The sequence below is a fragment of the Mesorhizobium sp. SP-1A genome, assembly GCF_032460275.1.
Taxonomy (GTDB): domain Bacteria; phylum Pseudomonadota; class Alphaproteobacteria; order Rhizobiales; family Rhizobiaceae; genus Mesorhizobium.
Genome location: NZ_JAVXZD010000006.1, coordinates 107,076 through 120,405 on the forward strand (window position 1 = coordinate 107,076; position 13,330 = coordinate 120,405).

Sequence of the window (13,330 nt, forward strand, 5' to 3'; positions counted from 1 at the left end):
TCCGCCGCATTGCTCATCGCGATCCGGCCAGACTGTCCCGGCCCGTACAACGGATCGCCCAGCCTATGACGCGGTGTTGAAGTCCTTGCTCTCCGGCAAAGTCTGGCCGCCGTCCACCACGATCGTCGTACCGGTGATGTAGGCTGCCTCGTCCGAGGCCAGGAACAGAACCGCGTTTGCGACGTCGCGCGGCGTCCCGAGCCGCCCCATCGGGATCGACTCCTCCATGGCCGCTATATATTCGGCCGACCTGCCTGCGCTCAGCCCGTCCGTCATGATGTTGCCGGGCTCGACGCCGTTCACCGTGATGCCCGACCCGGCGAGTTCCACCGCCGCTGCCTTGATGAAACCGTTGATGGCCGACTTGGTGGCCGCGTAGGCGCTGTGCCCCGGATTGACCACCCGCACCCCGGTAATCGATGAGGTGAACACCAGACGCCCGTAGTTTCGGGCGCGCATCAAGGGTATGCAGGCGCGCGCCGCCATGAAGGTCCCGGTCATGTTGACGGAAAAGACGCGCTCCCACCGCTCACGCGACGTGTCCTCGATCATAGCCAGCGGGTAGATCCCGGCGTTCTGCGCGAGGATGTCGACGCGGCCGGCTTCCTTGACGGCAAAGGCGAACAGCGCCTCGACATCTTCCTCCCGCGATATGTCGGCGCGGCAGAAGCGCGCCCGGGACGGGCCCAACCTGTCGGCAAGAGCCTGTCCTTTTTCCGGGTTCATGTCGCCGATGATGACAAACGCGCCCTCCTGCGCGAACCGTTCGGCGATCCCTTCGCCGATGCCTTGCGCAGCGCCGATCACCACGGCCACCCGGTCTTGCAGCCTTTTTCCCATGTCTTCCCTTTTTGGATCATCGAAGCGGCCCGGATCGGTCCGGCATCAATCATCGTCGGCGTCCGGGCCCAGCACCTTGCGCAGCACGTTCTCGCGCAGCTCGATATATTCTGGAAGCGATCGGATCGCCCGCGCCTTGAGCTCGTGGGTCGCGTACATTTTCGAGAACGGCACGTCGACGCGCTCGATGATATGGCCGGGGGACGCTCCCATCACGGCGATCGAGGTCGCACAGAAGGCCGCCTCTTCCACGTCATGCGTGATGAAGAGCACCGTCTTGCCGGTTTCGTGCCATATGCGCACGATCTCCCTTTGCATGCGGTCGCGGGTCAAGGCGTCGAGCGCGCCGAAGGGCTCGTCCACCAGCAGGATCTTGGTGTCGTTGGCCAGCGCCCGCGCGAGCGACACGCGCTGCTGCATGCCGCCCGACAATTCGTAGGGTTTCCTGTCCTTGGCATGGGAAAGCCCGACCAGGTCCAGATAGTGGTCCACCAGGCGCTCGCATTCGCCCTTCGGAACGCCGCGCGAGCGCGGACCGAGTTCCACGTTTCCGCGCACGCTGAGCCAGGGAAACAGCGTGGCCTGCTGCAACACGACGGTGCGGTCGGCGCCCGGGGCGGTGATCGGCTTGCCGTTCAGAAGAACCTTGCCGGCCGAGGGCCTGGTGAAGCCGGCGATCACATGCATCAGCGTGCTCTTGCCGCAGCCCGAAGGCCCCACCACGGCGACGAATTCCCCTTCCTTGATCTGCAGGTCGATGCCGGCCAGCGCAACGACGTCGCCGAAACGCACGTCGATGCCTTGCAGATCGAGCAGAACGGGAGCGACCGAGGCCTTTGGAGCCTGTGCGGAGGTGAACGATCCGTGCATGCTCATGCCCTGCCGGCCCATGGCACGACCCAGCTTTCGATGGACGAGGCCAGTTTGTCGAGGACCATGGCGATGACCCCCACGATGAGAATCCCCATGAAGACATACTCCGTGCGCAGGTACTGGCTGGAATTCAGGATGACGAAGCCCAGCCCGCGCGTGGCCGCCACGATCTCGGCCGCCACCAGCGAGCCGAAGGTGACGCCGATGGTCAGCCTGGCCGCCGTGAAGAGAGCCGGGAGCGTGGAGGGAAAGATCACCGACCAGAACACCTGGCGCTCGGTCAGGCCGAGCGAACGGGCCACACGCAAATGGTTTTGCTGGACATTGCGAACCGCCGCGGAAGCCGAAACCACCATGACCGGAAACCCCGTGAGGAACAAAAGCACGATCTTGGACGATTCGCCGATGCCGAGCCACAACACCAGCAGCATGTAGTAGCCGAGGGGAGGAAGCGGCCGGAAGAACTCCACGAAGGGATCGATGATCGCATAAAGCAGTTCGTAACGGCCCATCAGCAGCCCGACCGGGACGCCGAGCAGCACGGCAAGCGCGAAGCCGGCGAACACCCGGTAGAGGCTGAAGGCCGTATGGTCCACGATCGTATAACCGCGGTAGCCTTCTTCCTGGGCGTTCACCAGCGCGCCCCACACGGTCGACGGAGACGGAAGGAAGGTGGGCGACACCGCACCGTGTTTGGCGGCATACGCCCAGACGCCGACGAAGGCCAGCACGGACAATCCGCTGACGCACCAGATGAAGAAACGAGGGATGAAAGTCTGTGTGCCTTGCTTGCCCATTCGCTCTTTTCCTCTGCTTGCGGGAATTGAGGATATGCCGATGATACTTCGACAGAACCCGGCCAATATCCTGTCACCATCGGCGGGGCTCTGTCAGGACCCTTCATTGAGCCGGCGGCACCTTCGCTTTTTCGAGGAAACTCGCATCGGTGCGCTGGGTCAGTTGCTCCTCGGTCGGCGCCGCGGTGATCAGCTTGTTGGCCTTGAGGAATTCGCCGATACGCACGGACGAAGCGATGATACCCTTGGCGCCGTTGCCGAACCATTGGTCGGAAAGCTGGTCTTCACGCGTCGGGAACGCCGTGGCCGGAGGCAGCGCCGCCTGCTTGAATTGGTCGGGCGTCAGTTCATATTCCTTCATCATGGCGTCGTACGCGCCCGGTTTGTTTCCGTTGACCCAGTCCACCGCGCGCAGGTTCTGCTCGACCCACGCCTTGACGAGATCGGGATGCTCGGCCGCGAACTTGTCGGACACCAGCGCCACGTCGCCGGCGAAATAGCCCTTCTTGGCCATGTCGCCGTCGTTGAGGATAAGCGTGCCCTTCTGGTCCAGGAGTTGGCCCAGTATGGGCGCCCAGATATAGGCCGCGTCGATCTGTTGCGTCGTCCAGGCCGCGACGATCGGCTGCGGCTGGAGATTGACCAGGATTACGTCGTCTGCCGAAAGACCGTTTTCCTTGAGCGCGCCCTGCAGCATGTAGTCGGCGCCCGAACCGAACGGCACGCCGACGCGCTTGCCCTTGAGATCGGCCACGGACTTGATGCCGGACCCTTCGCGAACGGCCAGTCCCGACATGGTGCCGGGGACGTCATAGAGCATGAAGAGCTTGTAGGGGATGCCCTGCGCCACGCCCGATACGAAAGCGGGAAGTCCCACGAGGCCGATATCGATGGCTCCTGCGGCAAAGGCGGTGTTCACGTCGGCGCCGGAGCTGAAGTTCTTCCATTCCACCGGCATCTTGGCCGCGTCTTCGAACCATTTTTGCTGCTTCATCGCCCCTTGGGGAATAGCGACCAAAGGCTGATAAGCGATGGTGACCTGATCTGCCGCCGACACCGGCGAGATGCTGGAAATGCCAAGGAAGGCAACCGCCGCGGCGGCCAGAAATCTGGTAAGACCTGTGAGCCTCATTGTACGAACCTTTCTTTTTTTGTTCCCCTGATCTCAACTCACAATTCGCTAAGGTTGCGATACGCTCCTCTCCTGTCTCGATGGCGGCCGGCTTTCACGTCACGCTGCGACGGACTTGAACCCTTCGAACGGGTTGTCGCTGCTCAGGTCGATCTTGAAGTCCTTCTTGGCGTCGAAGCGGCCAAGCCCATAGTGGCTGACATCGACGTGAGGCGCCTTGCCAAGCGCGAGCGCAGCCAGCGTTTCGCCGACGCCCGGGCCTCGCTGCACCCCGTAGCCGGTCAGGCCGCAGCCCACCCACAGTCCGTCGATATCGGGATAGGCCCCGATATAGGGGTGATTGTCGGGCGTCCCGTCCAGCAGGCCGGCCCAGTGGCCGACGATGCCGCGGATGTCATAGTCCTTGTAGCGATGGCGCAGTTGCGCCACCACCTGGCGCTGCTGCGTGGCGGTTTCCTCGCGGAAAGCCTGGCTGTTCTCGCGAAGCTCGACGGTCGTGGCGTTCAGCACGCGTTCGGCCGTGTCCGCCGAGGATTCATATTCACCCGCGGTGTTGGCCGCCATGATGGTGCCGGGGTTGCGCGGGATCGCGATAACGCCCTGTATGCCGTCGAGCAGCGAGGGCACCTCGTTCCAGCGATCCGTGCGCCCCACGGTGACGACGGTATTGTGGGTGACCGAATGCTTGAGGGCCAGATCGAGACCGGACGACTGCAGGACGCGGCGCGACCAGACGCCGGAGGCGACGATCACCCGGTTGCTTTCCAAGACGTCGCCATTCAGCAGTTCGACGCCGCGCACCGTTCCGTCCTCGATGACGATACGTTGCGAACCGCAGCCTTCCCATATGCTGCCGCCGGCCCGCCTGATGGCGCCGGCCAGTGCCCAGATCATCGCAGGCGGATAGACGACCCCGTCTTCCGGCGTGAACAGGCCGGCACCGACATCGGAAACGTTCATGCCGGGGAAGCGCTTCTGCAATTCCTGCGGAGACAGTTCGACTGTGGTTATGCCGCATTCGCGAAGGTGCCTGCCGTAGCTGACGACGGCATCGGCGTCATTCCTGCCCACGACGGTGAGGCGGCCGACCGAAAAGAGCTGGAAGACGCCGCCGCTGCGTTCCGATATCTGCGAGATCATGCGCTTGCTGCGCACGATGAGGTCGGAGTCCGTCGCGAACCAGCGCTGGGTATGGACGGAGCCCGTCCCCAATCCAGAGCCGCCGGACGCCAGAACCTGGCGTTCCAATATCTGCACCCGCTTCAATCCGGCCTCGAGGAGGCAGAGCGCCGTGCTCAACCCGACAACGCCACCACCGATTACGATCGCGTCACACTTCACAGGCCATCTCCGCTCTGGTCGTCGCGGCCCGACGGCCGCTATGGGAGAAGCTTATCGAAAGCGTCGGAGCGGACAATTTCGCAGTCTTTTGCAGGTTGAAGCACATCTGCTCAATGCGGGAGCTCAAGACCGCGCATGTCGCCCGGTTTCGCCGGCAGGGACGGTGACGATAACCGGCCTCCCTTTCAGCGGGTGCCGATGCGCAGGCCGAAAAGTCGCGGCAGCATGGAAATGCCGCGCGCGGCGACGCTGCCCCGCGCGCCGCGATCTTCCGCATCCTCACACGAAATGATCGCGCGGCGGATCGCATGGCCGCCGAGGAAACGGAACGGCTCCGGCGGCAGGCGCGGAAGCTCGCGCGTGCAAAGCGGCAGGCTTGACCACATGTCCCGTTCGCCGAGCACTAGAGACGCCAGGCACTGGCCGGCAATGTAGGTCGGATTGACGCCGTGGCCCGAGAATCCGCAGGCATAATGGATGCGGGTGCCGGGGAAGGTCTTGAAGAACGGAAACCTGTCGGACGAAATGTCGATGGGCCCGCCCCAGGCCTTGGCTACGGGCGTATCGGCAAGAGCCGGCAGCAACCGCTTCATGCCCGCTTCGACCCGCATGACCGTCGGCTTGTCTTCGCGCAATTGCGTGGCTGTCGAACTGCCATTGTAGCTGAGCGGACCGCCTCCGGTTCCGACGAGAACGCGGCCATCCTGCGTCTTGCGGAAATAGTGCACGAACATGCGCAGGTCGGAGACGCCGGTGTCGCTTTCCCAGCCCATCCGCTCGAGCTTCTCCGGCATCGGCTCGGTCATCAGCGCAAAGCTGGAGAATACTGTGACATAAGGCTTGATATGGACGTTGGTCGCGAGCCCGGCATTGGTTGCAAGAACCACCTCGCGGGCGACGATCTGGCCCGCGGCGGTACGCACCCTGTTGGGCGAACCCTTGTCCAGGCCGGTCATGGGGGTGTTCTCATAGAGCTGCACGCCCGCATCGACGACGGCCCGGCGCAGGGCTCGTGCCAGCCGGCCGGGATGGACCGTCCCGCCTTCCGACAGGAACACTGCGCTGCGAAACAGCGGCGGCCTGAAACCCTGCGGCAGTTCGCCCGGTGCCAGCAGCCGCGCCATGTCCGGCACGCCGAGACGACACGCCGCCTCCGCCATCGATTTTGCCCTGGCATCCTGCGCCGGGGTGGTCGAGACGCGCAGTTGCCCGCCGTCGCGCAACCAGACGTCGCGGTCCGCCGTCCGGGCGAACGCCCGCAGGCCATCCTGCGCCATCGCTCCGGCGCGGGCGACGGCAAGCGCGCCGTCCGCACCGAGAAGATCGGTCAGGCCGGCGAGCGCGGACCAGTAGCCATGCATGAGCCCGCCGTTCTTGCCGCTGGCACCGGAACCGCATAGCGACGCCTCTATGAGCGCGACGGCAAGCCCCGGCCTGCGCCGCTTCAGCGCCAGCGCCGTCCACATGCCGGTGAAGCCGCCGCCGACGATCGCAACGTCGGCCGCGATTTCGCCCACCAGGCGAGGCGCATCCGGCTGTCCGCGCTCCTGCTTCAGCGCATCGGCAAACCACCATGACGGATCGGACGGGGCAACGCTGGGCCGGGCTGAGGAATCGTTCATCGGAAGCTTACGATACAGCAGGCAAAGCATTGGACAATTTCGCATTTCTCTGCTACTTGACGCACAAGTGCTCAAGGCCTTCAAGGCCTTGGGTGCAGATCGTTCAATCCGGTTGGGATAAGCCTCGGTGCGGGAATCTTCTGAGCGGACGACGGTTTGGGCGCAGGGCACGAACGCCGGACCGAGGTCGCGGCCGATCGCCGAAAATCTCCGCTATCTCTGTTCCTTCTACCCGTCGATCTCGCATGTCTGCCGCAAGCTCGGGATCAATCGCCAGCAGTTCAACAAATATCTCTCGGGGCGCATCGTGCCTTCCGTGCACGTGCTCAAGCGCACGTCCGATTTCTTCGGCATCGACATCGACGAGATGTTCCTGTCGCCTGCCGAGTTGCGCAAGATCGTGGAAGGCCGGCAGGAAGGTAGCGACCGGCGCAGCGAAGCGAGCGGCCGAAATCCGCTCGACACCATCCTTGCCCTCGCCCGCTCGGACATCGGCCTGCTGAAGAAATATGAAGGCTATTATTTCCGCTACAACTACAGCTTCGACGGGTCCGGGCGTGTCATCCGCAGCCTGTTCTCCATCTATGAGCGGGACGGCGTTTTCTTCACCAAGCTGCTGGAGCGCATCCAGCACAGGTCCAACGGCTCGCAACGCCTCACCACGCTGAAATATGACGGCGTGATGATCGCGCTCTCCGGATGCCTCTTCAACGTCGAATATGAGCGCATCATGAAGGGCTGCGTCGGCCATGCCGCGTTTTCATGCCAGCGCCGGCCGGGTCAGCGCTTCCTGACCGGGATACAGAGTTCCTACAGCACGTCGAGCGGCAAGCCGACCGCCTCGCGGGTCGTGCTGGAGCGCATCACGCGCGAGATGCCGTTTCGCGAAATGATCTCCAGATGCGGCACCTTCCTCGTCGGCGACGGCGAGATCGAGCAGGACATCCTACCCCTGATCGGCAACCAGATCGGCGCCGCCGAAAGCGTGCTGACCGATTTCACTTTCTAGATCGCTTCAACGATCCGTCCATTTGTTTTTTTTCGAACAGGAACCGGTTGCCAATTCTCGATCCGTCCATGGTTGCGGGGGAGGGTGAAAGCCTGTGCCCATTGAAAAGAGAAGAATTAAATGCAGGATTACCGCAATATTTTTGCACTGACCTCGGTGCCGACATCCAATGGACATTGATCGCGCGCGAACATTCCTGGAGATCGTCCATACCGGCAGCTTCCTGAACGCAGCCGACCGGTTGCACGTCACCCAGACCACGGTGAGCGCCCGTGTGCGCACATTGGAAGAGGAGTTGGGCCGGCAGCTCTTCATCCGCAATCGCAACGGGGCGCAGCTCACCGCCGCCGGACGCGAGTTCGAGCGTTTCGCGCAATCCTTCGTGCAAATCTGGGAACGGGCGCGCCAGCAGCTCGCCATTCCTTCCGGGCACACCAGCGTCGTGGCCCTGGGAGGAGAGCTGAGCCTCTGGAACCCGCTTCTGCTCGACTGGCTGGTATGGATGCGCAGGTCGAAACCGGAAATCGCCATTCATGCGCGGGTCGGGGTTCCGGACCAGCTTGTCGACCAGTTGCGCACCGGCGTTCTCGACATCGCCGTGCTTTACGCGCCGACGCTGCTTCCCGGCTTCCGCGTCGAGCTTCTGCAAGAAGAACAGCTCGTGCTGGTGAGGACGCCCGGCAAGCGGGACGAGACGCAGACCGCTCCGGACTACGTCCATGTCGATTGGGGGCCTGTTTTTGCCGCCCAACAGGGCACGGCGCAGGTCGCGGCGGGCGCGGCCGGGCTGACGGTCGGTCTCGGGCCACTCGGCCTCAGCTACATCCTGCGGGCCGGCGGCATGGGTTACTTCCGCAAAGGCGCCGTCGCCCCCCACATAGAAGCGGGAGAGCTGGAACTCGTGGCGGGCGCGCCGGAATTCACCTATCCCGCCTATGCTGTCTATGCTGAAGCGGACCAGGGCCGCGCCGACGTGCAGAATGCCCTGGCCGGTCTCAAGCACGTCGTGAAATGATGGAGCGGGCCTCGGAACCGGCGCTCGTCACCCCTTCACTCTTCTCGCTTCGGGATCGTAGAACGGCTCAAGCCGGATGCGGGCCGGCGTGCGCTCGGTAGCCACGACCAGTTCGTAGTCGCCGCCGGCGAGGAAGTCGTCGGTCACCCCGTCGGCCTTGCGCACATAGCCGTAGCCGATGCTCTTGCCGAGCGTGTAGCCGTAGCCACCGCTGGTGAGATAGCCGACGGGTTCGCCGTTGCGCAATATGGTCTCGCGGCCGAGCAGCACGATGTCGGGATCGTCCACGGTGAAGCCGGCAAAGCGCTTCGCGGGCAAGGCCCCATTGGCCTTTTCCAGCGCGCGGCGGCCGAGGAAATCGACGTTCGTGCACAGCTTCACCGCCCAGCCTAGGCCGGCTTCCAGCGGCGTGTCGTTGGGCGTGATGTCGGAGCCCCAGGCGCGGTAGCCTTTCTCGAGCCTGAGCGATTCCAGCGCGCGATAGCCCACAGGACGAATGCCGAAAGGCACGCCCGCCGCCATCAGCGCGTCGAAGACGTCGCCTGCCGCCGCGATCGGCATGTGCAGTTCCCAGCCCAGTTCGCCGACATAGGTGACGCGCAGCGCGCGCACGACATGGCCGGCAATGACGATCTCGCGCGCATGGCCGAAGGGGAAGCCGGCATTGGACACGTCCGCATCCGTGACGGCGGCCAGCACGTCGCGTGCGCGCGGGCCCATCAGCGACAGCGTTCCGAAATCCTCCGTCACGTCGGCGAGCGTGGCGTCCAGCCCCGCCGCGACATGGTCGCGGATCCAGGAAAGATCGTGCGTGCGGAAGCCGGTGCCGGTGACGATATAGAATTTTTCGTCGGCCAGCCGCGCCACCGTCAGGTCGGCCTCGATGCCGCCGCGCGTGTTCAGAAGCTGGGTGTAGGTCAGCCGGCCGACCGGCTTGTTGACGTCGTTGGCGCAAATCCAGTCCAGCGCGCGCACCGCGTCCGGCCCGCTCATCTCGTATTTGGCGAAGGAGGACTGGTCGAACAGGCCGACCGCCTCGCGCACGTGGGCGTGCTCCGCGCCCACCGCCTCGAACCAGTTCTGCCGGCCCATGGAATAGCGGTCGCGAGCCTCCGCGCCTTCGGGCGCAAACCAGTTCGGCCGCTCCCAGCCGAGCTTGGAACCGAACACGGCGCGGTGCTTCTTCAGCCGCTCGTAGAGCGGCGAGACGATGCGCGGGCGGCCGCTCTCATACTCCTCGTGCGGAAAAGCCACGGTGTAGTGCTTGCCATAGGCTTCCAGCGTGCGGTCGCACACCCATTTGCGGTCGTGGTGCAGATCGGAGAAGCGGCGGATGTCCACCGTCCACAGATCGAGCGGCGCCTCGCCCTTCACCACCCATTCGGCCAGCACCCAGCCGGCGCCGCCGCCGGAGGCTATGCCGAAGGCGTTGAAGCCTGCGCCGACGAACATGTTCTCGCATTCCGGCGCGGCGCCGAGGATGAAATTGCCGTCGGGCGTGAAGCTCTCGGGACCGTTGATCATGCGCTTGACCCCGGCGTGCTCCAGCGCCGGCACGCGCGCGATCGCCTGGTTCATATGCTGCTCGAAATGGTCGAAATCGTCGTCGAACAGGCGGAACTCCCATTCGTCGGGTACATCATGACCAGGCGTATCCGGGAACCAGGCCTGCGGGTTCGGTTCGTAGCCGCCCATGACGAGGCCGCCGACCTCCTCCTTGAAATAGGTGCGCCGGTCGGGATCGCGGATGGTCGGCGCGTCGGCGGCGAGCCCGTCGATCTTCTCGGTGATGATGTACTGGTGCTTGACCGGTTGCAGCGGCACGCTGACGCCGGCAAGGGCGCCCACCTGCCTCGCCCATTGGCCGGCGCAGTTCACCACCTTCTCGCAGACTATGACGCCACGGTCGGTGCGCACGGCGACGATGCGGCCGTCCTTCATGTCGAAGCCGGTGACGCGCACGTTCTCGAACAGCTTCGCGCCGTGCATGCGTGCGCCCCTGGCCAGCGACTGGGTGATGTCTGAGGGGCTGGCCTGTCCGTCGGTCGGCAGCCAGCTCGCGCCGACAAGGTCGCCCACCTCCATCAGCGGCCACATGCGCTTGACCTCTTGGGGCGAGATCAGGTGCATTTCCATGCCGAAGCTGCGGGCGGTGGTGGCCAGGCGCTTGAACTCGGTCCAGCGGTCCTCATTGGTGGCGAGCCGCAGGCACCCGGTCATCTTCCAGCCCGTGGCAAGACCCGTCTCGGCTTCCAGTCCCTTGTAGAGCTCGACCGAGTATTTCAGCACGCGCGTGATCGACGCGGACGAACGCAACTGCCCCACCAGCCCAGCCGCATGCCATGTCGAACCGGAGGTGATGGCGCCCTGCTCCAGCAGCACCACGTCGGCCTTGTGGTCGCGCGCCAGATGATAGGCAGTGGAGCAGCCGATGATGCCGCCGCCGATGACGACGACCGTGGCATGGGTGGGCAGGGTCATGATGCCGTTGTCCCGTATTTCGTCCTGTAGCGCTCCAGCGCCTCGCCGAGCCGCGAAAGGTTCTCGGCGGTGTAGGCCACATAGTCGGCCCCCGGAGCCTTGAGATGCAGTTCGGAAATCATGCTCCACATGGCTTCGCGCAGCAGCGAGGCGCATTGCATGGCGGCGTGCGAGCGGCGGATCTGGTCATCCGGCGCGAAACCCAGATAGGCGCCCAGCAGCCGCTGCGATTCGTCCTCCGACATGCCGGCGTTGGAGGCGACGCCGGCAAGATCGAACATGGAGGTGTTGAAGCCGGCATATTCGAAGTCGATCAGCCAGAGCTTGTCGCCGTCGTCGATGAAATTGGCCGGCAGCAGGTCGTTATGGCCGAAGACGATGGGCAGCAGCGCCTGCGCCCGCTCCAGTTCGTCGGCGAGCGCCAGGTAGCGCGGAAGCTCCGCAATCATGCGGCTGCCGCATGCCTCCAATGTGCGGGCATAATCGCGGATGACGTGGAACACCCAGAACATGAAGCCGGGGCCCGAGACATGGTTCGGCATCTCGCGGTGGAAGGCGCGCATCAGATGCGCAATGCGCTCGATATTGGCGCGCACATCCGATCCGGCGAAGGTCCTGCCGTCGATGAACGCACCCACGGTGATGCCCGGCTCGGCATATTCCACCGCCGGACCGAAACCGGCGGCATGGGCTGCGCGCGCCGTCATCAGTTCCCGTTCGCGGAAGACATGATGGAAGGGAAAATCCCTGCCGATCCGCACCACATGCGAGCCGGCGGCGTCCCTGACCAGGAAATTCTCGTTGCTCAGACCGCCGTTCAGCGGCGCTATGTCGATGCCGCCGTTCCAGCACGGCAGCGCGCGGATGCGATCACAGGACGTCATGGTGTTTCGCCTCCGAGGCAACCCGCAAGCTCCGTGGCGGGGCAAAGGTGAACCGGAGCAAAGCCGGCCAGCATTCAGGAGACCTTGCGGCGGGACAGATGACGATTCCGCCGTTCCAAAAGAGCATAATCCGCGTAGGCATGGAAGCTGTCTTCACCCACAACCGCTGGCGGCCGAATGCACGGTTCGAGTTCTCCCGCGCAATCCCCCGAGGCCTGCGATGTGCTGGTGCGAAATCTCAAACGCTGCCAGGAGGCCGGGCAGCGCGTCCTTGTTGAACTGCGGATTGGCCCTCGACATCGGAACTCCCTGCACGCAACAGCCCGCGAACACCTCAATACGTCTTTCCAGACGAGGGCCACATTCTAGGCGACCGCTTTTCGATGATGCAAGCGAGGTCGCCTCATGTGCTATCGGATCAGCGCTGTGCCTGGACTTCTTCTATGCCGCGCTTGAAGGGGGTGGCCTTGCGCGGTTCCGGCGGGATGGAGGAAATCAGCCGCGACACTTCCAGGAGTTGCGGCGCCAGTTCCTGCTCCATGCGCGGCAGGCTCCACCGGCTGCTCGGCGCGGACATGTTGATGACGGCGGCCGGCTGGCCGTGGTGGTCGCGGATGGCGATGCCGATGCCGAGATCGCCCTGATAATATTCGCCATTGGCAGTGGCGTAGCCGTCCTGCCGCGCCTTCTCCACTAGGTCGAGCAGTTCCTGCCTGTCCACCACCGTGGTCGGGGTGAATTTCTCCAGTTGCGAGCGATCGATCATCTCGGCGGCCTGCTCCTGTGACAGGGCAGCGAGATAGGCGCGCCCGGCGGAGGTGCAGAACATGGGCAGCCTGCGGCCGATCGGCATATAGACGGGCATGTAGTGGAAGCCGGGGAAGCGGCCGACATAGACCATGTCCGTGTCGTCCGGCTCGGAGATGTTGATGTTCTCGCCGCACTTGCGGTTGAGTTCCAGCAGATAGGGGCTGGCGCGCTCCAGGATCGGATCGATCAGCAGATAGCGATAGCCCAGCTCGATGACCTTCGGGGTCAGGGAGTAGCGCTTACTATCCGGATCTTTGCGCAGATAGCCGAGCGTCTCCAGCGTGAAGGCGAAGCGCTGCACCGCGCTTTTGCTCATACCGGTCTCTGCGGCCAGCTCCGGAAGATTCATCTCCCTGCGGCCGGGCCTGAAGGCCAGGATAACCGCCAGCCCCTTGGCGAAGGACTGAATATAGAGACGGCTTTGCTGGTCTTCTTCTTTGGACGTCACCTTGGAATCCATTTGCTCTCTCGAAGGCTTCCGCAGGGTAGCTCCGAACTACAAAGCCTGCATTTGACTAGCCAAGAT

The 13,330-nt window shown here is 64.1% G+C and carries 11 protein-coding genes; 2 read left to right on the top strand and 9 right to left on the bottom strand.

Annotation, left to right across the window (positions count from 1 at the left end; genetic code table 11):
* Positions 1-63 precede the first annotated feature (63 nt).
* The 6 genes from QU595_RS23940 to QU595_RS23965 all read right to left on the bottom strand — a co-directional run bounded on the left by QU595_RS23940 (position 64) and on the right by QU595_RS23965 (position 6,605).
* Positions 64-840 (bottom strand): SDR family NAD(P)-dependent oxidoreductase, encoded by a 777-nt coding sequence (locus QU595_RS23940; protein ID WP_315926695.1) that lies wholly within the window; start codon positions 838-840, stop codon positions 64-66.
* A 45-nt stretch (positions 841-885) separates the two neighbouring features.
* Positions 886-1,716 carry an ABC transporter ATP-binding protein gene (locus QU595_RS23945; RefSeq protein ID WP_315926697.1) on the bottom strand — a complete coding sequence of 277 codons (831 nt, stop codon included), beginning with the start codon at positions 1,714-1,716 and terminating at the stop codon, positions 886-888.
* Positions 1,713-2,510, bottom strand: a complete 798-nt coding sequence (locus QU595_RS23950) for an ABC transporter permease (protein ID WP_315926699.1) — start codon at positions 2,508-2,510, stop codon at positions 1,713-1,715. Before QU595_RS23950 ends, QU595_RS23945 begins: the two co-directional genes overlap by 4 nt.
* A 103-nt stretch (positions 2,511-2,613) precedes the next feature.
* Positions 2,614-3,642, bottom strand: coding sequence for an aliphatic sulfonate ABC transporter substrate-binding protein (locus QU595_RS23955; RefSeq protein ID WP_315926701.1), 1,029 nt, complete (start codon positions 3,640-3,642; stop codon positions 2,614-2,616).
* 99 nt (positions 3,643-3,741) lie between these two features.
* On the bottom strand, positions 3,742-4,983 hold the full coding sequence (locus tag QU595_RS23960) for an FAD-binding oxidoreductase (RefSeq protein WP_315926703.1): 1,242 nt from the start codon (positions 4,981-4,983) through the stop codon (positions 3,742-3,744).
* Between the two features lie 185 nt (positions 4,984-5,168).
* Positions 5,169-6,605 carry an FAD-dependent oxidoreductase gene (locus QU595_RS23965; RefSeq protein ID WP_315926705.1) on the bottom strand — a complete coding sequence of 479 codons (1,437 nt, stop codon included), beginning with the start codon at positions 6,603-6,605 and terminating at the stop codon, positions 5,169-5,171.
* 127 nt (positions 6,606-6,732) lie between these two features.
* Here QU595_RS23965 and QU595_RS23970 point away from each other — a divergent pair, with 127 nt between their 5' ends.
* Positions 6,733-7,614, top strand: coding sequence for a helix-turn-helix transcriptional regulator (locus tag QU595_RS23970; protein ID WP_315926707.1), 882 nt, complete (start codon positions 6,733-6,735; stop codon positions 7,612-7,614).
* 169 nt (positions 7,615-7,783) lie between these two features.
* Entirely contained in the window at positions 7,784-8,629 is an 846-nt protein-coding gene (locus QU595_RS23975) for a LysR family transcriptional regulator (protein WP_315926709.1), read from the top strand.
* 27 nt (positions 8,630-8,656) lie between these two features.
* On the opposite strand, the gene QU595_RS23980 is transcribed toward QU595_RS23975, so the two are convergent.
* From QU595_RS23980 to QU595_RS23990, 3 genes are all read right to left on the bottom strand, one after another.
* Complete coding sequence (locus QU595_RS23980; protein WP_315926711.1) at positions 8,657-11,110, bottom strand: FAD-dependent oxidoreductase; 2,454 nt, start codon at positions 11,108-11,110, stop codon at positions 8,657-8,659.
* Complete coding sequence (locus QU595_RS23985; protein ID WP_315926713.1) at positions 11,107-11,994, bottom strand: choline kinase family protein; 888 nt, start codon at positions 11,992-11,994, stop codon at positions 11,107-11,109. The genes QU595_RS23980 and QU595_RS23985 overlap by 4 nt, the downstream gene beginning before the upstream one ends.
* Before the next feature lie 418 nt (positions 11,995-12,412).
* Complete coding sequence (locus QU595_RS23990; RefSeq protein ID WP_315926714.1) at positions 12,413-13,264, bottom strand: IclR family transcriptional regulator; 852 nt, start codon at positions 13,262-13,264, stop codon at positions 12,413-12,415.
* Between the last annotated feature and the right edge of the window lie 66 nt (positions 13,265-13,330).

Excerpts from the sequence above, each read along its gene's own strand:
- QU595_RS23940 (WP_315926695.1), bottom strand. The coding sequence starts at position 840 with ATGGGAAAAAGGCTGCAAGACCGGGTGGCCGTGGTGATCGGCGCTGCG.
- QU595_RS23945 (WP_315926697.1), bottom strand. The coding sequence starts at position 1,716 with ATGAGCATGCACGGATCGTTCACCTCCGCACAGGCTCCAAAGGCCTCG.
- QU595_RS23950 (WP_315926699.1), bottom strand. The coding sequence starts at position 2,510 with ATGGGCAAGCAAGGCACACAGACTTTCATCCCTCGTTTCTTCATCTGG.
- QU595_RS23955 (WP_315926701.1), bottom strand. The coding sequence starts at position 3,642 with ATGAGGCTCACAGGTCTTACCAGATTTCTGGCCGCCGCGGCGGTTGCC.
- QU595_RS23965 (WP_315926705.1), bottom strand. The coding sequence starts at position 6,605 with ATGAACGATTCCTCAGCCCGGCCCAGCGTTGCCCCGTCCGATCCGTCA.
- QU595_RS23975 (WP_315926709.1), top strand. The coding sequence starts at position 7,784 with ATGGACATTGATCGCGCGCGAACATTCCTGGAGATCGTCCATACCGGC.
- QU595_RS23980 (WP_315926711.1), bottom strand. The coding sequence starts at position 11,110 with ATGACCCTGCCCACCCATGCCACGGTCGTCGTCATCGGCGGCGGCATC.
- QU595_RS23985 (WP_315926713.1), bottom strand. The coding sequence starts at position 11,994 with ATGACGTCCTGTGATCGCATCCGCGCGCTGCCGTGCTGGAACGGCGGC.
- QU595_RS23990 (WP_315926714.1), bottom strand. The coding sequence starts at position 13,264 with ATGGATTCCAAGGTGACGTCCAAAGAAGAAGACCAGCAAAGCCGTCTC.